The following is a 21,102-nucleotide window of genomic DNA, read 5'->3' on the forward strand; positions in this document are numbered from 1 at the left end:
GCGTCTCCGATTGTAAACTGACTTGCCAGCGTTACAACCAATTTGAAGATTACTTTGTTGCGCTTATGTCTCCTCGAGATTAATTATCCCTTGAATTTAGCAAATGGAACATACCGAAACAGTAATCCGATAGAAATCGGGGCAAAAAACTCCTTGACAATACGCCCAAGATAAATATTCGGAGCACGCTTAGCGCTACAAGATGACATAATTTACCGCCGCGGAAGTTCGATAAAAAAAGTACTTCCGTGGTCTTCCTTGCTTTCAAACCAAACTTTTCCTTGATGCCATTCCACGATTGTCTTGATGATGGACATGCCAAGGCCTGTAGACTGTTCTCCCTTCAGCCCGTTTCTTCTTGCACTGGTGAACTTTTCAAAGAGATCTGCATGATACTTTTTGGGAATCCCGATACCGCTGTCAGCCACTGAAATGACAATGTTCCGCCTGTTTTCACGCACATAAATATCAATACGGCCGCCATCAGGGGTAAATTTCAGGGCATTTGAAATCAGGTTGTTGATCACCTGCATAAACTTGTCCTCATCGATTTCTGCGAAAATGCGATCTTTGTTAGAATGGCACGAAAAACGAATCCGCAACTCCTCCTGAGTATCGAAGTATTCCTGGGTAGTCAGGGATATCCTGCTAACAAGTTCTACACGTTTTATCGCCAGTGCAACCCCGGCGCTTTCCAGAAACTCCTGGTTCAAAAAATCGTGGATGAGTTTTATGCTCTTTTTGGTAATCCGGTTGATCAGTCCGAGGTATTGGGGTATGGCTGGAGTTGCATTATCCCGGATATCCTTTGCGAGCATGTCTGATATGTTTCCAATCGCCCCCATTGGTCCCGCAAGATCGTGTGCCAGAATGTTCAGTATAGCGTTTTTTTTGCTATTATGGTTATTTAACATTTCAGTATTTTCCTTAGTAGCGGTGATGTCCTCCGCTATTCCAATCAAAAGATATTTAGGCTGATCATCGATCAAATATGGCGCGATGCTCAGCCAGCGCTCATGTTCGCCCCTCCTCACCCGGAACTGAACATCCGAGACGGTCTTACCATCTCTGCAATCGCACAGCATCGAGATCACATAACGCTGGTCCTCGGAATGTATTATTTGCAGGAGAACCTTTGGTCTGACATCCTTATTTCTAGACCAAAAAAAGTCCTGCAGGCGGGGTTCATGTATGCAAACGCGTCTCGCTTTAGATCGAAAATGAAAAACAGCCGATCTGCTCGTTCGGAAAGATACAATAAAACTTTTGGGATGTTCATAGGCGATGGAAACGCTGTAACCCGAGAGGCCGTTTCGCCAACAATGTAGGACATATTTCAATACTGTGTACCATAATTCAAGGCATTGAGGATAGATAACAAATAAAAACTGCTTATTCACGCCGCTGAGGCGTGAGAAGGGTGATTATTACATTTATTTCCAGTATTAATACGAAATCGATGTGTAAACTACGCAATTACGCCACAAAGCTCTTAAAATAGCAGTCAAGAACACAAGCGCCTCAGAAGCACCTTTTTGCCGATGAAAATCTGATAAGCTGCCAAATTAACACATGCACTGAGCAAGAAAATTACCTGTTGGATTTGCACAGTAAGCATTAATTTGACTAAAAAAACCCAGGATAACTGGATAAAACACACCCGGTTGATCTATGGCACCGGAGTCTAAATTAAATAGAGTCATTAGTTATTGTGTCCTTACCGATTTGGCAATACAGGATAATGTTAGTTTTTCCACCAATGTTTCCTCGTTGGAATTTTTGCCTTGCCATTGCTTCTCGTTGCCACTTTTAATTTTTAATGACAGCGATAGCAAAACTTGAGCGTTCGGACGGAGAGTTATTGACTTCCTAAAGATATAAAAGTATCCGAATCTTACAATCACAGCGGTAAGCGTAAGCAAAGTGTGCTATGATTAAATCAGTAAAAAAAATAATTTATCTAAAGAACCGGCACGAAAAGCGATATGTGAAAAGTAAAAATGACGCTTCTTTTTATCTTGCTCGATAACTTTGGCGTTGACCCAGACTGGGTAGCAATTTAGTCAATTTTCTTTACACCCATCAGTGGCGAGTCCTCGCTCGTTAAATTACCTTCTTTAACAACGGTAAACTGCCCATTTGATTCCATCACTACTGCTTCTATACTTGCTATGGAAACAACACCATTACTTCGCAGTATTGATCGCACTTCGGCTTCAGTAACTCTTTCCTTTTTTAGTGCCTCCATAAGAAATTTCCTTTGTAAAATATGAGCGTCGGTTCTGAGCTAATTAATTTTGAAAAAGTTTTCGATCGCACAGAAACGTAAGCTAGGATGTATTGCAGGCCAATCATCACACCCATCGCGATGACCCCATCCATCAGCGAAATCTCCTTTGTCAGCAGCACAGAGGCAAGGGTAGAGCCGAGCGCAACCGTAACAATAAAATCAAACTCCTTCATTTGAGACAGCGTCCTCTTCCCTGAGATCCTCAACATTAAAATTAAAGAAAAGTAGGCAAGAACCCCAACCAAAAAGGTTTGCCCAATACTTTCCCAATTGCTAAAAAAGATGTTTTCCATGATATTATTTTAATATATAAACAACTCCTTTTGAGCCGGGTTATTTTTTTATCACTGCTGAAGACAGCTCGGATGTTCAATATCCAATCGGTACGGTGGTCCTTACAACCAAACCTAATTGATCAGATCTTGACGAAAAGTAATCCTATTTCACATTTTAACAGCAAGCATTCCGAACATCAGCATGCTCCACATTTTAACATTATTTATCTTCGTTGAATGTGCGGAAAAAGACTAACTGTTGAGATGTCTGCACCCGCGATCCGGTTAGATTATCTTCAGTTGCTGAACATGATAACACAGGCTTAGAATTATTGGCTACTGAAGCCAGCCAGTTCGGCGAGCAACTTAAAGATTAAAAATATCCATAGCCGTTATCGATCTTCAATCGGGGCCAGAAATTTTGTTGAAGCTTGGAACAGTCATGGTCCGGCAAATCAATGCGCTATTGAAAAAGCAAGATAACTTCCAAGACTATAAAATTAAAACATATGTTAAAGATTCCAAAAATCAATATTTGCTAAATTTTAGATTATAATTTTCGCTGTCTGCTAGCGCCTATTCTTCACGTATCCCGTTCATCGCTAATCATCTGATTCAACTCGTTGCCTTTTTTTTTCAATGTCTTTTATTTTGTAGCCCTCTTCCCCATTCTTTCTGCTCCAGCAAGCAAGCGCCGTGCGTCTCAGGGCTGTTTATACTCCGGTCACTCCTGGATTCAACTAAAGAGGCGTTGGCTTTCTTTTCATTCTTCTCCTTGTAACGCGCAACCCTGCCTGGGCTTGCGAAGACAAAAAACAAACCTTCCCTCATGCACTTCGCTTTTTTCAAGTCTTTCCATATGTCTATGAACTCATGAAAGTTGACGTAGATAGGGTTACCCTTCTGCTGAAGCTTGGTGGTAAGACCGTATTCGACTTGTTCCTCTTCAGCCTGGTAAGTGGAAAAGACCCGGTCCCAAATTATAAAAGTGGCACCAAAGTTCTTGTCGATATACTTGTCCTGGGAGCCGTGATGGACACGATGGTTGGAGGGCGTGGCAAACAGGAACTCAATAACCCTTGGAAGTTTTTTGATATACTCGGTATGAACCCAGAACTGGAATAAAACAGCGATCTGATTGGCGACGAAAAATACAATGGGGTGAAAGCCGCATACTGCTACCGGTAAAAAAAAAACAATCTTAATGTGCTGTACCCAACTTAGACGGAACGAAACGGTCAGGTTATAATCCTCAGCACTATGGTGTACAACGTGCGTTGCCCACCAGAATCTTTGTGTATGGGAAACCCTGTGCGACCAATAACTGCAAAAATCTAATAGGATGTAACATGGTATCAACATCCACCAGTTTATATACATTCTCCAAGGCAGTAGATTATAAACCGCGATGACCAATAGAAACAGCCCAAACTTAATGATAAATGCAATAATGACGTTTCCAATACCGACCAACACGGAGGTGTAGGTCTCAATCTTATTATATAGCCCCCTTCGCTGGCGCCAAGAGAAATAAAATTCGATAAGTACAAACAAAAACATTATCGGTGCGGCATAAACAATGATCTCCGGCGCATTGTCGCTTAAATTCTTTGCATCTTCAATAGTAATCCTCGGTGCCCCGAACAGTTGCGTCATAAATGTCATAAAATGAAAACGCAGCTACGTTGAAAGGGTTTTCATTTTTCTGATTTTAAAGGTCCCTATACCCATCTTCCATGATTACAAACAAAAGGAAATAGTAAGTATGCAAACATCAGTAAGCCGTTTACAAGATTTCATTCTATCGGTTTGGGTTCATAGCTCATTTAAGTTGGTCATGATCTGTACTTTTGTTTCGGCTGTCATCGAGTTGCTTGTCGAGGTTATAGGCAGCGCTGATCAGGCCAAGATGGGTAAAAGCCTGTGGAAAGTTTCCGAGGTGCTCGCCCTTGAAACCCAACTGTTCTGCGTATAGCCCCAAGTGATTTGAATATCCCAGCATTTTTTCGAAGTAGAGCCTCGCCTTCTCCAATTGTCCAGATTTGGAAAGGCATTCGACATACCAGAAACTGCACATGGAAAAGGTGCCCTCCCGACTTAAAAACCCGTCAGGCGCAGCATCCTGACTATAGCGATAAACCAGGGCATCTGAGACCAAATCCTCTTCTATTCTTTTCAGGGTAGATAGCCACATTGGATCCTTTGGGCTGATGAACCTTACGAGCGGCATAAGCAGACAAGAGGCATCTACAGTACCAGACCCAGGATATTGCATAAAAGCCTTTTTTTCCTCATCCCAAAAATCAGTATATATGGTCTTGAATATATTGTCTCTTTCCCTAGTCCAATGCGGCATTAATGGAAAAGAACGCTCTTCAGCGATTTTGATTGCCCGGTCCAGCGCAACCCAGCTCATCAGGCGTGAATACAGGAAGTTCTGTCTGCCTCCCCGAACCTCCCAAATTCCCTCATCTGGCTGATTCCAGTTCGCTGCAAGCCAATCAACCTGTTTCTCCAGGTTTTTCCATAAGTCATAAGAAATAGGTTCGCCATACTTGTTAAACAGGTACACCGAATCCATAAGTTCTCCATAAATGTCCAGTTGCAATTGACCATAGGCATCATTCCCTATCCTTACAGGAGCGGATTTCTGATAGCCCTCAAAGTTCGTTAGGGTCGTTTCGTGCAACTTTGTATCACCATTTATTGCGTACATAATACCCAGGCGGTTTTCACCTTTTAGCCCTTCGCAAAGGCTTTCCACCCAGTTCATGAAAGCTCCGGCCTCTTTGGTGTAGCCCATCCGTATAAGGGCGTACATAGAAAATGAAGTATCCCGGATCCATGTAAACCGGTAATCAAAGTTGCGCTTCCCGCCAATGCTCTCGGGCAAACTGAAGGTAGCCGCAGCAATCATTGATCCGTAGCGATGGGAGGTCAGCAGCTTCAAAACAAGTGCCGAACGGTTCACCATATCGCGCCACCTTCCCGAATATGCAGACTGTTCCACCCATTCTTTCCAATAGTTCACCGTATCAAAAAGACACTTGGTCACGAACGCTTCAAATCCAATATTTTCAGGCGCACGTTCATCAATGTGTTCAAACAAAAAATCGGCGATCTCGCCCGGGCCAAGACTAAATTCGGCCTGGATCTTATTTTCCAGAATCGTTAGTGCGGCAGAACTGGTAAGCCGTAAAGATACCCGATCTTCGTCTGCAGTAGCCACGGTATTAAAAATCACTTCTGTCGGCGACACTCTTTCTATGGTATGTGCTGCTCTTCCATAATTGAACCTTGGCCCGCACGTCATCATATATTCTACTTTCCCACGGATCGTCGTTACTCTTCTGATCAGCTTCTTCCCTGCGGAAATCTCTTGTACAGGCATGAAATCGGTAATCTCAGCCACTCCCTGTTCATCGAGAAAGCGGGTCACAAGTACATTTGTATCCGGAAGGTACATTTGCTTTGACCTTGGATCTTGAAAAACGGGACTGATCTTAAAACTTCCGCCTACCGCATCGTCCAACAGTGCGGCGAAGATACTAGGGGAATCAAAGTTTGGAAAGCACATGTAGTCAATTGCACCATCAAGACCGACCAGTGCGACGGTGTTAAGATCGCCGATAATCCCATAATCTTCAATTGGTTTATATCCCATTATTCCATATTTAGTTTGCTGATCGTTTTTGGCTGGGGGCGGCTTTCTATCACTTCATTTAGTCCAACCCCTCCTTTGATGCCAAAATCCAATGTTCTGATTGGAAATGGAATCATAATACTGTTTTCATCATATGCTTTTTTGATCAATATGATCGCCTGGCTTTGAACTTCAAGAAAATTTACCTGCTCGGCGATACTGATCCAGAGACGGATCACGTAGTTTATGGAGCTATCACCGAATTCTGTATAAAACATGGTCACTTCATCATCGGTGGTTAGTCCCGGTATGTCCTTCACAGCCTCGATTGTGATATCTCTTACCCTTTCCAGGTCTTCGCCATAGGAAATCCCTATTTTCAAATCAATTCTGCGTTTTCCCAGCAAAGTGTAATTCTCTATCGGACTCTGGAAAACGTCTTTGTTGGGGATGATTACCATCTGTCCCTGGTAGGTTCTGATCACGGTATCCCTGAGATTTATTTCCTCAACCTTGCCCATATAGTCTTTGATCTTGACGATATCCCCGACATGTAATGGTCGTCTGACCGAAAGGAATATTCCCGAAATAAAATTGGCCGCGATATCCTGAAATGCAAATGCAAGCGCCAGCCCCAAAATTCCTGCACCAGCAAGTAATGAAGTTACTGCCTTATCGAGTTGCAACACGCTCAAGGCAATGAAAATAACGATACCGATTAGAAAAATGTAGATCAACGAGCTGAACAGATTATCCAAGGTTTCATTCTTGATGACTCTTCCCATTAACCTTTTCAGCCCGTTTCTGATGGATTTTGCAAGAAAAAAGCCAAACACGAGTATGATTGCCGCTAAGGCAATATTGGGCAAAAGCTTAATAAATTCCTTAGCCCAAAGGCTAAGCTTATCAACGATCAATTGATAGGCATGATTGATATCCATAGTATCTAATTTTGATTTTACATGATGAGCCTGACTCCTCCAAGTTCTGAAACATGGTATGGGAATTTGTCTCCTGGAGATCCAATGAACATAAAATTCTTGGGAATCTTCCATTTTTCTGATAAGGTGTTAACCATGTCAGGACCGAATTGCCCTTCTATTTCGACAAAATCGATATCAATTTCCGGATAAGCCCTGTCAAGCACTTCAATGTCTTTTTTGAGGTTTTCGTTGTTACTCCCCTCATTGGCTATATGAACGATCTTAAGTTTTCTGGTCGCTTCGTTTTCTTCCACATAGATCATGACCCTGTTGAGTGCTGAAACATTATCCCCACGTGTAAAAAAGACCAGTTCCTGTGCGTTTAATTGTATAATCGAACGGTGCAGCCTGAAGTTCTCAAGTACCATATTCTGGATGGGCTTGCCCATATAATTCAGCAAGTACAACAGCCACTTAATGATCCGTACCCTATTGAGCATTACAATAATAAATAACATTGCCGGAGCAAGATATTTGAGAAAGACATAAAAGGCCCGGGGATTAAGCTGCATATTTCCGGCAAAGGCGGCAACTACGAAACCAATGGCAACAATAACAGAAAGCACGGTGGCTCTTTCTGGCCGGGGCAGCTTGTTGCGCTTGATTTTTAGCATGAGGTTACCAATGCCAAAAAGGGCCATAACGGTAAGAAAAGAAAAAGTGTACACACCGGCCAGGTTCACCAGATTTCCCCGCGTAACCAGCAGGATAGAAACACAAAGTATAAAAAAACCAATCACTATGCGGTAATTCACACCCCGGCGGTTCTTTGCCAACAAAAAGTTTGGCAATATCCTATCCAAGGCAATCCGCTCTGCGAGTCCTGTTACCCCTACGAAAGATGTCAGGACTGCACCGCTCAATACCAGCACGGCATCAATGGAGATAAGGTAACTTAGCCAGCTTCCGCCTGCAGTTTCCCCCATAAAAGAAAGCAAAGATTCTTTATGTGCATCAATAGTTGTCAGGGGGATAATGCTTAAGGCCAATAGTGCGATGACAGGGTTGAAGAAAGTTACCACCCCCCACATATTTCTTAGGGTCTTGGGAAATACGCCTGGTTTTTGCTCTTCTACGAAGTTTGCAGAACTCTCAAATCCAGATATGCCCAGCATTGCTGCTGAGAAACCAAAAAACAATGCCGCGGTAAATCCTCCGGACCGTACGGGAAGATTCCAGTTGAGGTGGAACAAATCCATTCCATTATTAAATAGGAACCAGCAGGATGCCACTACCAGCAGGCCCAGTGAGGCGAGGTGTATAATAAAGATAAACACAGCAACCATTGCGGACTCTCCAATTCCAATTATGGAAAGCATCATAAAGATGAGCAACAAAACGATGGTGGCTGGGATAAGGGGTAGGCTATGAACGATGTCTTGAAAATAAAACATTCCCTCATATGCTGAGATTACCGCCGTTGCCATATAAGAAAGTATAGTCAGGCAGGCTGCAAAAGATGCTGTAAGTTTGGATGTAGTATTCAATAGTACGTTATAAGCGCCACCGTTCAGCGGAAGGGCACCAACAACCTCCCCGTAAATCTTCCTGAAAAGAAAAAGCACTATTCCGACGATGATCAGTGAAATCCAGGCGTACTGACCGGCGTATGCGATGGTCAACGCTGCTACATAAAGGCACGAAGAGCTAATATCATTACCGCAGATGGCCGTAGACTGTAGTTCATTAAGTTTTTGGTGTAAAGCGTTCGCAGATTCTCTCATGTGCAATAATCTAAGCGCAGACGCAAGATTCATCTTCTCGCTGTGCATTATCTTTATAGTGAACAGCGATTATACAAAAATGTTTTCCGTTCACTTCTCCCTAACCAATCGACCAGGAAGTACTTATCAACGGATTTTATTGGCAATATTATTGTGGCATTAACGCTGTATGAAACAAAGCAACTTCATCACTTCCCTCATCTCGCTCGTCCTTTTGTCGCTATCGGTAAAAGCAGATTTCATACTCAGTCCGGCACGTGGCATGAATGATAGTACCTCAGTCACGCTGTTTCATACGGACAGCAGCGCGGTAGCACATTTTATCCAAAGCAATCAACTCCAGGCGCCTCTAGCAGACCAGTTTAGGCAATTCTACAATGACCGGCAATATCAGCACGCATGGGTAATAGAAGATGGCTTGTCGGAACAAGCGCAGATGCTTTTGAATTTGTACAATCAATTTATATATTACTCAGGCGACTCTTCACTCACACATCGCGAATTGCTTGCCCAGACTGGACTTTTACAGAGTGAGGGGCCCAATAAACCACTTCAAAGTTATAGTGAGGTCGAATTACAGCTCACCAACTTTTTTATAGCTTTCTTAGCACGCGCATATGCTGGCAAAATCGACCCAAGCAACTTACAATGGCATATTCCACGAAAAAAAATCAGAATAGCAGCATTGCTGAAAAAGTTTGCGTCGTCCGAGGATGCAATCACCGATAATTGGTTGCCGATTAGTAAGGCATACCTTGACATGAGGGCCCATGTACTTCGCTTAAAATCTTTTGAGCAGGAGCAATGGAAAGAAATTTCGCTAGTGAAAAGAAAAATGTTGCAGGTAGGCGATACCGCACAAATTATCAAAACCATTAAAAGCAGATTGATCATGCTGGGAGATCTGAAGACCGGAGATACGACTTCTATATACAATCAAAACCTGATAAGTGCTGTGGAAGGTTTTCAGAACAGACATGGGTTGTCTGTTGATGCTATCATAGGTCCTGAATTTATCCAAGCGGTAAACATTCCAATACAAGCAAAATTAGAGCAGATGCTGATCAATATGGAACGAATGCGATGGATGCCGGTATATACGGAAAAGAAAACGGTAGTGGTCAATATTCCGGAGTTCAAATTACATGTATTTCAAGATGGTGACGAAGTTTTGAATAGGATGTCGTCGTAGGAAAAGCTGCAAGCAGGACGGTGGTCTTCTCAGATCGGATCAAGTACGTGGTTTTTAGCCCGTACTGGAACCTGCCCATGAGCATTGTTAAAAACGAGGCGTTACCGGGGCTGGAAACCAATGCTGACTACATCGAGGATCATAATATGGATATTCGCGGAGAGCAGAATGGGTTACCAATTGTTAGGCAAAGGCCTGGGCCCCGAAATGCGCTGGGAAGGGTCAAATTTATTTTTCCAAATAAATACAGTATTTATCTTCATGACACCCCTTCAAGGCAGTTATTTCACAAAACAGTAAGAGCCTTTAGCCATGGGTGTATCCGAGTTGAAGACCCATTTGCCTTCGCATCGAATCTCTTATCACCGCAAAAAGCTTGGACTTCCCAGCGAATAAAGGATGCAATGTCATCAAATTCAGAGCAATGGGTCACCCTGGATAAACCCACACCGGTTTATATCACTTATTCACATGCTGGGCAGATACAGCTGGAAACTTAAATTTCAGAAAGGACATATACGGCCATGACAAAAAACTTGCTAAGCGTCTGTTCACCCCCTAAAAAACAGAAAAGATCACCTACCGCTAATGCTCTTGCCTCATAAAATATGGTCGCAATAAAATATAGCTTTTCAAAGCAGCGTGAAATGTGTTAAAGCCCTGAGCATAGTTAATTCTTTGTTTGAAGTAAGATCAAGCTGATGATACCAATATTGAGCAATGGTATTACCTCAAGGCCCCTAATACAAATCGCGAGAATTTGATCGACGAATTAGCATCCGATTGCCAGACCTTCATTTTCGACAATCGTTTGGCCTAAATTGTTTCCATCTCTATATAAACGAGATTATCTGCAAGGAGATAAAAATCGTAAGAAAAATTATTATCTCGGATACCTAATGTGCGCACCGGGGGACATCTTTACTTCCGACTTTTTGTTCTCCCATATTCTAGCCGGATTTTGTTACCTGAAATTTGGCGGTGTTTAAGCAAAGGTAATACTGCAGCGAACGTCGTCAATCAAGCCAAAAACAAACATGGTAAAGGTGAATTGCCAAGTGTGAATGTTTCAATTGATGCAAAAATTCTTGACACTTTTACTGAGCATAAGTACCGCGATAGGCTAACATTAATATGGAGGTAAAACTATGGGAGTTCATTTCAGCCGTGTCTCTATGACAGCAATTAAGTTGAATTGTGTAAAGAAACAAAAAATAGATCCCAACAAATAAGCTTTTAGTCGGTTGTTAAAGAACGATATAAATGTGTGCGAATTGAGAATGAACGAACAACAGGAATCAACAGGTGAATATGGCTATGTTAAAAAAGTTTGGATAGCGGTAGGCATTGTGGCCTTAATAATAAGCTTATTGCTTATTTTAACCGCCACTTTTGGGGTGATCTTAGTGATTTTCGCAGGAATACTGCTGGCGGTGTTCTTCAGGGGCTGTACCGGAATGCTGAACAGATGGACGAAATGGAATGAAAAACTCTGCGTCTTTATTTCCATAGTTTTCGTGTTGGCCCTGGTAGTAGGTTTTTTCTGGTTGGTTGGCTCTCAAATAGAAACTCAGATTGCCGAACTTTCCGACACGCTTCCAAAAACCATAGAAAATCTAAAATCCAGACTCGGCAACAGTAATCTGGGTAACAAGGTGATGGACAGAATTTCAAGCGAAGATTCTGAAAAGAAAATACAGGCCTTCGCAACTGGATTCTTTACTTCTACTTTCGGTGGCTTCGGGGACATTTATGTTGTGGTATTTATAGGGCTTTTCATAACGGTTTCCCCCGAACTCTATATTGAGGGAATTATTGAGCTTGCTCCACGTAAGGCACGTCAAGGAACACGTGATTTGTTTTTCTCACTCGGTGAGCAACTGCGAAAATGGATCAAAGGAAAACTACTTTCCATGTTTGTGGTCTTCATACTTACTGCCATCGGATTATGGATTCTGGGAATCCCATTATGGCTCGTCCTTGCGATGATTGCTGGAATATTGAGTTTTATACCAAATTTCGGACCGATCGCGGCACTTATACCAGCAGTATTAGTTGCGCTTTTACAAAGTCCACAGACCGCGCTTTGGGTGACTGGTATGTATATCGTCATCCAGTTCATTGAAAGCAATTTTATCACGACGCTCATCCAGCAAAAAATGGTCAATATACCGCCTGCACTTATTATATCTGCACAGATGATGCTTGGAGCACTTACGGGAAGCTGGGGACTGGTGCTTTCCACCCCACTTACTGTAGTGGTGATTGTACTAATCAAACATCTCTATATAAACAGAAGAGAAAAGAATGATTGAGACAGATTTATTACGGACGTGCTCGACGAAGCTTATCCCTGTCCCAATTGCATTCAACTTATTATCTGAGACTTTTACGATCTGGTTATAGGTATTGTGACGAATCAATGGATGAATACCTGAAAATAACAGGTGGAGTTCATAATAGTATTTTGATAAAAAAATTTGTCAAATTCATTTTAAAAAAATTTTGGAAAATGGATAAGATTGGAGAAAGCCGAAGTGGACAGGATCTAAGCTTACGTTTAGAAAATACTTAGCCTGAAATTTTCCTAAGAAAGAGAAAGCCAGTAAGACCCGAGAGAACCGAGGCAATCAAGATCCCATATTTGGCCTGCTCCACAAATTCAGGTTTACTAAAAGCGAGTCCACTGATAAAAAGGGACATGGTGAAACCTACGCCCGCAAGAAGTGCAATCCCGGTTAAATGTTTCCAATTTGCGCCACTGGGAAGCCGGCCAATGCCAAGCCTTACCATAAGCAATGTAAAAATCATAATTCCGGCAAACTTTCCTATGACCAGTCCTGCTACCACGCCGATGGAGATGGGGTTGATCAATGAGCCAAAGAATCCACCATCGATGTGTATTCCTGCATTTGCAAGCGCAAATAAAGGCATAATCAGGAAAGCGACCCAAGGATGCAAGGCATGTTCTATTTTCTGTAGGGGCGTTTCTGCAGCCAGGCTCAGGTTTTTGACATGTTGGATGGTCTGATGTTGTTCAGGAGTGGTCAGAGTGCTATTGCTGGGAACTTCCTTTTCAAAATCGTATGAAAGCCTCCTCAAGTTTTGGGAATATTCATTTTCATTTATTCTCCTTGTAACCGGAATGGTAAAGGCTACAAGAACCCCGGCAATAGTGGCATGTACCCCGGAGAGCAAAAAGCCTATCCATACTGTGATCCCGATAATGAGATAGAAGGAACTGTTACGAATTCCCATTCTGTTGCCAATGATAAGGACTAAAAGAAATATCCCGGCGATACCCAGGGCGTTGAAATTGACCTGGTTGGTATAGAAAAAAGCAATCACCAGCACAGCACCAAGGTCATCGGCAACGGCGAGGGCAGAAAGGAAGACTTTCACTGAGGTAGGAATATTCTTTCCAGCCATGGAGAGTAGCGCGAGCGCAAATGCGATATCAGTGGCCATAGGGATTCCCCATCCATGCCTGGCACCTGAATCGATGTTGATCACGGTATATAAGATCGCGGGCACCACCATTCCCCCAACTGCGGCACCCATCGGCATAACCGCTTTCCTGAAGCTGGAAAGCTCACCATCCATAAACTCCCTCTTTAGTTCCAAGCCGATCACGAAAAAGAAAATTGCCATTAGGCCATCATTAATCCAAACGTGCAGGGGCCTACTGAAATGATATTCATCAAAGGTAACCGATAGGTCTAAATGCCAGAGATGATGGTAGCTATCGCTGAATCCTGAATTTGCCCATAAAATAGCGGCGATTACGCTCAGAAGCAATACAACGCCGCTGGTGTACTCAAGATGGATAAACCTGTTCACTGGGGCGATTATTCTCTCGATGGGAGTTTTTTCGGTAACTTTCATATAAGGGATGGATGTTTGGTAAAATTAGAAAAATAATCTTCGATAGGCGGATTTGTTAAAAAATGTGTCAGCATGGTTCCAAAAAGAACAATGCGGCACGCCATGATCTCAGGAAACAGGAAGGACATCAATGTTTACATGACATGAAAAGGAACAAGTAACCATGTTTTATACTCCATTTTGCGGATATCTTACTTATTTATGTGATCAAGCTATGGTATGATGTCCCTGTTTTTGTATCTTTAAAAAGAACCCTTAAAAGATGAATCAGTATATTCTATTAATGCTAATCGCGGGAATTGCTAGTATTGGCATGGCGTTTATTCCTTCGATGGCCAAGAAAATTGGCATATCCTATTCTATTATCTACGTGGCTGTTGGCGTGTTAATTTACCTGATATGGCCGAAAGAGCTGCCCGATCCGCTTCCACAAAAAGATAACAGTCTTGTGCTTCACCTCACAGAGCTGATTGTTGTCATCTCTTTGATGGGGACGGGCATCAAGATTGACAGAAGTTTCTCGCTCAAGAAATGGTCTACGCCGCTCAGGTTGATTCTTATCGCCATGATCCTGGCCATATTAATCTCTGCATTGCTGGGCGTTTTTGTCTTGGGACTTACCCTCTCGGCTGCGCTGTTGCTTGCCGCAGTTCTTGCGCCGACAGATCCAGTCCTTGCTGCCGATGTACAGGTGGGGCCACCCAATGAACGCGGTAAATCTGAGCCCCGATTTGCACTTACCTCGGAGGCGGGACTAAATGACGGAATGGCATTTCCATTTACATGGCTAGCCATTGTAGTGGCTTCCCAAGGGATTAGCACTTCTTCAATGTGGCATTGGACATGGTATTACCTTTTCTATAAGATTTCAGCAGGCCTGGTTATAGGCTGGCTTTGCGGCAAGGTGGTGGGATATTTGGTGTTCTCTATTTCTGAAAAATACCGTTTGTTAAAGGCAACTGACGGTTTTCTTGCTATTTCCCTTACGCTTTTTACCTACGCGATCACTGAATCATTTTATGCTTACGGATTTATTGCGGTCTTCGTTGCGGGGCTGACATTAAGGCATTATGAGAAAGGCCATGAGTATCATCAACAACTCCATTCCTTCACCGATCAAATGGAACGGATGCTTCTGGCGGTACTGCTGATTTTTTTTGGTGGTTCTTTGGTTGGTGGAGTGCTTGCTCCCCTGACCTTTAAAATGGCGCTAGTATCAGTGGCATTTGTGGTCCTGGTGCGGCCTTTCGCGTCCTACTTGTCTCTATTAGGAAGTTCAACCCCTTTAAAGGAAAAACTTGCGATCAGTTTTTTAGGCATTCGCGGTATGGGTTCGATATATTACCTCGCCTTTGCTTTCAGCCAGGCAACATTCGATCAGCAAGATGTGCTATGGCCAGTTGTATCCTTTACCATTTTGACATCCATCCTTCTTCATGGCGTGACCGCGACAACTATAATGGCAGGTCTTAGCAGCAAAAAGAATGACTGATAGCCTGATGTGCAAAGAAATTCTCGTGGTACTTATGAAACTTGATGTATAAGCTTTTAGTGATGAATCTTCAAAATGCTGAATGCTTCTAAACAATATTTGCTTTCTGGTGGGAATGGTCAGGTTCCCTTAAAGCCTAGTTCTATATCCTGATACATCGTTGATCGCCTTATTTCGTTAAGCATTTTATCAAAAACCGGCCTGGTTGTCTGCGTCCAAAGTAGTAAAAGAATATGATGCAGTTCCATGGTTAGCAGCCGATCATGCTTTCCATAGTCCCATATAGGATAAATGCATTCGGCAAAAATCTCTTCAAAAGTTCTTTCCTTGACGAAGATCCTGGACACGTTGTCTCGATCAACGATTGCATGTTTCGGGTAGTATTCACTTCGAAATTTTAGTAGATGACCAAGTACCTGTAGACTTAAAATCGCTGTTCCAGGATCATTAATACCTGGACTGAGTGCTTTCACGGCCACTTCCATCAACTGCCTGAAACCATAATAATAATTGGCATCAATATTTTGTCCGCCATGTATATTTGTGTATTTCGGTGAAAGTGACCCCTCTGTTTCGGGCCAAACTGGCCACCAAATTGATTACCGGATGATGCACATCTAAGTTCCTTTCCCTCTGAACAAATATACACTTCGGATCCAAATCCATTTTCCTCAGGACTTTTCGGTTTAATCCATCTTACTGCCGGATTTATCCTCAATTCAGACCTTTCTAGCGATCAAAATCCATTCGCAGGTATTGGAACGCGTAAAAAAACGCCATACCCCCTTCAAAACAGCGAAGTGACCGTAATCCATCCCGAATAGTAGATATGCTCCCAGGAGCCTTTATTTTATGCAGAAATTGAAAAATTATTCCCGAAAGCCAGTTGCGAAAAAAGCTGATCGAAAGATCAGAACGGCCAGTTTGCCCCGAAACAGGTGGTCACTTTAAAGCGAAATGGGGTGACAGTTTAAATGCGGAACGGCTGGCCATTTTTGCCGAAATGCCCAATATATGGAAAGATCTAAAAAAAGCAAATGGGATTAGAGAATGTCTATTTTTTGTGTTCGGAAGCCCAGGTCGGGTTGCAAGGTACAAGGAAGAAAAGAACAAAAACGCTAAGCATCATTTGCCAAATTAACAAGCAACCAGTGTTCAAAATCTGTTCCCAAGGTAAAAAGATTCCCAGCAAATCATGTAAATGCTGTTTGTGGTTCAAGGAAAATTTCTGGAATTTTGTTACTGAGTAACCATAGAAAAGATTGATTTAATGCTCGCCGACTTAGAAAGTGGAACATTGATAATAAAAACAAGTTTGATGGGAAACTAAGGAATAATTATTAATTGAATACTGCTCGACTTTGAAATTTCAAAGTGGAAATTGTCTCAAAAAAAGAAAATATTCTTTTCTCAATTTTGTTTTTAGCTATCATCTGTAAAACTGGATATGAGTGCACAAGGATACATTGATATCATTATATCATAATGTGTTAGTGCTCCTATTATCAGATCAGTAAGTTCTTATCTCAAAAAACGAAGATATGCGCCTACTCTAATCATTTTTGTCTTGCAGAATAAAGTCATGTAGAGAGTTAGGTTATACATAAAGGCATAATTGCGTAAAATATACTATACTACCCAGTCCCTTAAATGCATTATGAAGTTTCTACTTTTAAGCAGAAAGCAAAGTTCATTGATTTTCCTTTATTTTGTAAGATATTTCCTTTTTCTTTGCCGTATTTGATGCTGGATATTTCAGCTAAAAGAAAAAAAGCACAGGACATTCCTTTGTTTCTTGAGACACTTTTTCCACCGCAAATAATTTACTGAATACAATAGTCTTTAAAGCGCCTAACTTTTATCGAGCTCCGCTTGTATATGATTCTCTATCTTAATCATCAATTTAGCAAACACTCCTGCATATTGGTTTTTAAAGTCCGTTAATTTTAATTGTTCGATGATATGTAATAGCTCGTATTGGATGTACTCATCATTCTTACCATAATTCCAGATCGGGTATATACATCTTTCAAACATTTCCTGGAACGAGGAAGCAGGTATGTGTATTCTGCCAATATTTTCATCATCCTTCCTAATTTCCGGCAGGTTGCAATACAGTTTAAACGATAATATGTTTGATAATGAATTGAGCGCTATCACAGCTGTTCCGGGATCATTAATACCGGGGCTCAGTGCTTTAATGGCAATTTCTGCAAGCTGCCTGAAGCCATAATCAGCATTCTTGTCTATTGGCTGTCCACTATAAAAGTCCACTGCAGACGATATTTCCTGCAGACATTCCTCTTCAATGCGTTCTTTACTATAAACCCTTATAAATACCATCCCTTTTACCAGAAATGTTGCCTGCTTGTATAAAAAGCTGATATGCAAATTCTCTTTTGAGGCAATTTTCAATAGCTTTTTCTCATTAAAATTTTGAAAGTAATCAGACTCCTCCGATTTAATTTCTACATAAGGAAGCTTATCCCATCCTAATTTCTCCTCTTTGACCTGTTCAAATTTATTCTTCATCGTATGTAAGGTTTGCTTCCTTACGCGGTCAATAACCGTTTCATATTTGACAGTTTGGGTGACATAATCCAGAAAATAAATAAAGAGAAAGATATCAATAACTGTTAGGAAGATAAGGAGGTATATACTTAATGCGGGAACATATATACCGCTGGCAACATCCCTGATTGTACTCAGGAGGAAGAGTGCATATACGATTGTTCCGATGTAGAACCCTAAGACCATCTGTTGAAAACGATTCTCTATCATACTCGTCAATACCCGGTTACTCATTTGGGATGCTGCCTGATTTAAGACAATCATGACCATCGAAAAACTAAATACGGTAAGTGAAATTAATGCTCCGGCAACAGTAGAGATAATAGACCTGGCCGTGCTGGCATCTTTAAGGCTTAACCAGCTTAAACCTGATTTTAATTCTTTGCCCCATTCTGAAAAGTCTATTTCAAGCATTCCCCATGACAACAGCAAAAAACCGATGGCGATCAGAGCTGGGTAAAACGCAATACTTTCCGTTATTTTGTTATAATAAACCCTTAGCCACTTTGTTACGTTCATGTTCATTTAACGGATAGTTTAGTTTAAGTAATCAAGGAAGAAAAGCCAGTTGCGCGTAAAAAGGATAGTGGTCCGAACCAAAAGCAGACAATCTTTGCAAATTCACAACTTTGAATTCGTCAGACACATATATATAATCTAGCGGCCACTTAAATATAAAAGTGTGTGCACTAAAAGTGTTGTACAAGCCCCTTCCGCAACGGACATCGTTTAAATTGCTGATATCCGAAAAATTTGATGTCGTGTAAGACCAGCCTACATCATTAAAATCGCCGGCGACCACCGTTGGTATCTTTTCTCGGGCGACCAGGTAAGCAGCTTTCAGGAGGCCGTTCTCTTTTTCGCCCATATTATCAGGATGTAGGCTGGGCTTCGGAGCAACCGGATGAACTGTCAGTAGCTGAAACGTTTTCCCGTTGCGCAACCTCACCATACATTGAAAGGAGGGTACTTTTTTATTATTTAAGAATAGCACCTTGCTACTGGTTAGCGGGAGCTTGGAATAAAGAGACATTCCATAAGTATTATCAGTCGGAAAAAGAATTTGGTAAGGATAGCTTTTATCAAGTACACGGAGATCGTTCACCCATCTGCTATTTACTTCCATGGCTAATACCATATCCGGCTCCCTGCTATTTATTTGTTCAAGAAGGCCTTTTGTATTTCGATTACTCATTAACACATTTGCAATCAGCATACTGATAGAAGATTGACGGCTGACTTGATCTGCATCAACGGACTTCACTTTTTTTTGAGAAAGAGAGGTGTATGGTAAAATTATCCACACCTGTAAACACACAGATACCAGGAGGCACGCTGTGAAAATAAAATAGGACACCTGCTTTTTGGCGCTTAACAACAAACAGAGCACTCCGCAAGTCACGAGAGCTATTAAAATAGCTAAACGAGGAAAACCCAAGACCGCCAGATACCAGTGGGATGTATTTAAAAGCGATAGCAAGGTGACACCGATTAAAAATATCCCGCATCCCATGATAAAAAAGTAAAGGCACTTACGGATTAAATTCATAGTATATAAAAAATTCCTAAAGGCCCTTATAGACTCCAAACCAGTGGGCTTCCATTAATAATGCATTTTTCCAGCGTCCTATTGGTATTTATCAGGCAATTATGCGGAAGCTAATATACGCTATTCAGTGACATTATTTACAACTTAAACACGATGATCACGATATAATGGTATATTATCACCAGCAATGTATCGTGCGGCAACGTAAACATCAGGTTTCCGTCATCGGTTGGATTCTTCTGCCAATGAATTCAATTCAAACCGGTAAATAATGTGGTTAAAATAATAGAAGATGAGCAACATGTTTTTTGATGATTGGGAAAGCATTTCTCGTACTTCATTATTACGATACTGATATACACCGCCTTGGTCGCAGCCATACGTATTTCGGGCAAAAGGACTTTATTCCAAGATGAATGCCTTCGGTTTCATTGTCACCATTGCACTGGGATCCTGCCTTGCAGCCGTATCGTTAAATAAGAATATCGCGCTAGCCGAAGGCATAGTAGTCTACTCCACGCTTATCGGCCTCCAGCTTCTCATTATCTGGTTATCGGTAAGGATAAAGCAAGTAAAAACAATTGTGAGGGGCCAGCCCGTATTACTTCTTTATAAGGGAGAGGTATTAAATGATGTGACGAAAAAGGAAGCTTAAACCCTAGAATGTAAAGTATACTTGCACTATGGTAGTACTTCAACCTCTCGGCTCCTTCTCTTTTAGTTGTAGATCTAAAGCATTAAGCACGGCAAAGAGAAGACAATTTCCTAAACAAAGCGAATGATATTATGCAATGTACTATCAATGAAAGGTTGTCATTGGAACGAAATTATAAAATAAAGGATCCTTTATTTTATAATATAATTAGACGTTACTAACTAAATATAATGTTTTTAAGCCTATTAATAGTTAGGACACTATTTGTGTTATTAATTCCCCTATAGCTTTTGGTGTTAATGAATATTGTGCTTCCCCTATACCTAAAGCGCCATTTGGCATTGAGGGGTGTTGAGCGGTAATCGGTAGCTGGGCAATGGTTATGCCTCCCTGCTGACCGATCAACAGGCTTCCCTTTGAACCATCCCCATCCAAGCCGGATAAAATTACGCTGATGGCCTTGCTCCCTAATGGAAGTGCCATCGAGTTCATTAATATATCAATTGCGCGGTTAATAATTTCCTCTGGCTTTCTTTCCCTGAGCCACAGGCACCCATCGGCATAAGTCATCATCTGATTTTCTGGAAGAACATAAATATGGCCTTTTTCCAAGGGCATACCATTTTTTACAGTAACAACCGGCAGCGAAGTATGCATTCTAAGCAGGGATGAAGCCATACTTTTATAAGCACGGTGCAGATGCTGTACCACAATCACAGCGGCATTTAGTTCTGTTGGCAGATGGTTTAGCAACTCATGCAATGGATGTACCCCTCCTGCTGAAAGGCCTATAGCAACAATATATTCAGGATTTTTGGACATGATATGCTGTTACCTTAAGAT

At 41.7% G+C, this 21,102-nt stretch carries 16 protein-coding genes; 4 read left to right on the plus strand and 12 right to left on the minus strand.

All coding sequences use genetic code 11. From position 1 onward, the window contains the following. Positions 1-212 precede the first annotated feature (212 nt). From IZT61_RS04740 to IZT61_RS04765, 7 genes are all read right to left on the minus strand, one after another. Positions 213-1,400, minus strand: a complete 1,188-nt coding sequence (locus IZT61_RS04740) for a sensor histidine kinase (RefSeq protein WP_196100045.1) — start codon at positions 1,398-1,400, stop codon at positions 213-215. Between the two features lie 659 nt (positions 1,401-2,059). Beyond that, a complete protein-coding gene (locus IZT61_RS22175) occupies positions 2,060-2,248 on the minus strand; it encodes a YetF domain-containing protein (RefSeq protein ID WP_230383850.1) in 189 nt (62 codons plus the stop codon). Next, the gene (locus IZT61_RS04745) at positions 2,236-2,583 is read right to left on the minus strand and encodes a DUF421 domain-containing protein (RefSeq protein ID WP_230383851.1); all 348 of its coding nucleotides are present in this window, start codon (positions 2,581-2,583) and stop codon (positions 2,236-2,238) included. The genes IZT61_RS22175 and IZT61_RS04745 overlap by 13 nt, the downstream gene beginning before the upstream one ends. 618 nt (positions 2,584-3,201) lie before the next feature. Next, positions 3,202-4,221: a sterol desaturase family protein gene (locus tag IZT61_RS04750; protein WP_230383852.1), complete on the minus strand. Its 1,020-nt coding sequence runs from the start codon at positions 4,219-4,221 to the stop codon at positions 3,202-3,204. A 166-nt stretch (positions 4,222-4,387) separates the two neighbouring features. Further along, positions 4,388-6,229, minus strand: a complete 1,842-nt coding sequence (locus IZT61_RS04755; protein ID WP_196100047.1) for a glycoside hydrolase family 15 protein — start codon at positions 6,227-6,229, stop codon at positions 4,388-4,390. After that, entirely contained in the window at positions 6,229-7,149 is a 921-nt protein-coding gene (locus IZT61_RS04760; RefSeq protein ID WP_196100048.1) for a mechanosensitive ion channel family protein, read from the minus strand. Before IZT61_RS04760 ends, IZT61_RS04755 begins: the two co-directional genes overlap by 1 nt. Positions 7,150-7,166: 17 nt before the next feature. Next, positions 7,167-8,915, minus strand: coding sequence for an APC family permease (locus IZT61_RS04765; protein ID WP_196100049.1), 1,749 nt, complete (start codon positions 8,913-8,915; stop codon positions 7,167-7,169). Between the two features lie 169 nt (positions 8,916-9,084). On the opposite strand from IZT61_RS04765, the gene IZT61_RS04770 reads away from it, so the two are divergent. From IZT61_RS04770 to IZT61_RS04780, 3 genes are all read left to right on the plus strand, one after another. Beyond that, entirely contained in the window at positions 9,085-10,107 is a 1,023-nt protein-coding gene (locus tag IZT61_RS04770; RefSeq protein ID WP_196100050.1) for a L,D-transpeptidase scaffold domain-containing protein, read from the plus strand. Between the two features lie 47 nt (positions 10,108-10,154). After that, complete coding sequence (locus IZT61_RS04775) at positions 10,155-10,607, plus strand: L,D-transpeptidase family protein (RefSeq protein WP_230383853.1); 453 nt, start codon at positions 10,155-10,157, stop codon at positions 10,605-10,607. Between the two features lie 780 nt (positions 10,608-11,387). Next, the gene (locus tag IZT61_RS04780) at positions 11,388-12,422 is read left to right on the plus strand and encodes an AI-2E family transporter (protein WP_196100052.1); all 1,035 of its coding nucleotides are present in this window, start codon (positions 11,388-11,390) and stop codon (positions 12,420-12,422) included. Between the two features lie 256 nt (positions 12,423-12,678). On the opposite strand, the gene nhaA is transcribed toward IZT61_RS04780, so the two are convergent. Then, complete coding sequence (gene nhaA / locus IZT61_RS04785) at positions 12,679-13,992, minus strand: Na+/H+ antiporter NhaA (RefSeq protein ID WP_196100053.1); 1,314 nt, start codon at positions 13,990-13,992, stop codon at positions 12,679-12,681. A 262-nt stretch (positions 13,993-14,254) separates the two neighbouring features. Here nhaA and IZT61_RS04790 point away from each other — a divergent pair, with 262 nt between their 5' ends. Next, complete coding sequence (locus tag IZT61_RS04790) at positions 14,255-15,484, plus strand: cation:proton antiporter (protein WP_196100054.1); 1,230 nt, start codon at positions 14,255-14,257, stop codon at positions 15,482-15,484. Between the two features lie 119 nt (positions 15,485-15,603). Here IZT61_RS04790 and IZT61_RS04795 read toward each other — a convergent pair whose 3' ends face one another. From IZT61_RS04795 to IZT61_RS04810, 4 genes are all read right to left on the minus strand, one after another. After that, complete coding sequence (locus IZT61_RS04795; protein ID WP_230383854.1) at positions 15,604-15,969, minus strand: DUF2254 family protein; 366 nt, start codon at positions 15,967-15,969, stop codon at positions 15,604-15,606. A 1,366-nt stretch (positions 15,970-17,335) separates the two neighbouring features. After that, positions 17,336-18,574 carry a DUF2254 domain-containing protein gene (locus IZT61_RS04800; protein WP_230383855.1) on the minus strand — a complete coding sequence of 413 codons (1,239 nt, stop codon included), beginning with the start codon at positions 18,572-18,574 and terminating at the stop codon, positions 17,336-17,338. 31 nt (positions 18,575-18,605) lie between these two features. Further along, positions 18,606-19,604: an endonuclease/exonuclease/phosphatase family protein gene (locus IZT61_RS04805; protein WP_230383856.1), complete on the minus strand. Its 999-nt coding sequence runs from the start codon at positions 19,602-19,604 to the stop codon at positions 18,606-18,608. A gap of 907 nt (positions 19,605-20,511) precedes the next feature. Continuing rightward, positions 20,512-21,081 (minus strand): chemotaxis protein CheB, encoded by a 570-nt coding sequence (locus IZT61_RS04810; RefSeq protein WP_196100056.1) that lies wholly within the window; start codon positions 21,079-21,081, stop codon positions 20,512-20,514. Positions 21,082-21,102 lie beyond the last annotated feature (21 nt).

It is taken from the genome of Pedobacter endophyticus (genome assembly GCF_015679185.1).
Classification (GTDB): Bacteria; Bacteroidota; Bacteroidia; order Sphingobacteriales; family Sphingobacteriaceae; genus Pedobacter; species Pedobacter endophyticus.

Excerpts from the sequence above, each read along its gene's own strand:
- IZT61_RS04800 (WP_230383855.1), bottom strand. The coding sequence starts at position 18,574 with ATGAACGTAACAAAGTGGCTAAGGGTTTATTATAACAAAATAACGGAA.
- IZT61_RS04750 (WP_230383852.1), bottom strand. The coding sequence starts at position 4,221 with ATGACGCAACTGTTCGGGGCACCGAGGATTACTATTGAAGATGCAAAG.
- IZT61_RS04795 (WP_230383854.1), bottom strand. The coding sequence starts at position 15,969 with ATGGAAGTGGCCGTGAAAGCACTCAGTCCAGGTATTAATGATCCTGGA.
- IZT61_RS04805 (WP_230383856.1), bottom strand. The coding sequence starts at position 19,604 with ATGAATTTAATCCGTAAGTGCCTTTACTTTTTTATCATGGGATGCGGG.
- IZT61_RS04780 (WP_196100052.1), top strand. The coding sequence starts at position 11,388 with ATGAACGAACAACAGGAATCAACAGGTGAATATGGCTATGTTAAAAAA.
- IZT61_RS04810 (WP_196100056.1), bottom strand. The coding sequence starts at position 21,081 with ATGTCCAAAAATCCTGAATATATTGTTGCTATAGGCCTTTCAGCAGGA.
- nhaA (WP_196100053.1), bottom strand. The coding sequence starts at position 13,992 with ATGAAAGTTACCGAAAAAACTCCCATCGAGAGAATAATCGCCCCAGTG.
- IZT61_RS04770 (WP_196100050.1), top strand. The coding sequence starts at position 9,085 with ATGAAACAAAGCAACTTCATCACTTCCCTCATCTCGCTCGTCCTTTTG.
- IZT61_RS04760 (WP_196100048.1), bottom strand. The coding sequence starts at position 7,149 with ATGGATATCAATCATGCCTATCAATTGATCGTTGATAAGCTTAGCCTT.
- IZT61_RS04755 (WP_196100047.1), bottom strand. The coding sequence starts at position 6,229 with ATGGGATATAAACCAATTGAAGATTATGGGATTATCGGCGATCTTAAC.
- IZT61_RS04765 (WP_196100049.1), bottom strand. The coding sequence starts at position 8,915 with ATGAGAGAATCTGCGAACGCTTTACACCAAAAACTTAATGAACTACAG.
- IZT61_RS04790 (WP_196100054.1), top strand. The coding sequence starts at position 14,255 with ATGAATCAGTATATTCTATTAATGCTAATCGCGGGAATTGCTAGTATT.
- IZT61_RS04745 (WP_230383851.1), bottom strand. The coding sequence starts at position 2,583 with ATGGAAAACATCTTTTTTAGCAATTGGGAAAGTATTGGGCAAACCTTT.
- IZT61_RS22175 (WP_230383850.1), bottom strand. The coding sequence starts at position 2,248 with ATGGAGGCACTAAAAAAGGAAAGAGTTACTGAAGCCGAAGTGCGATCA.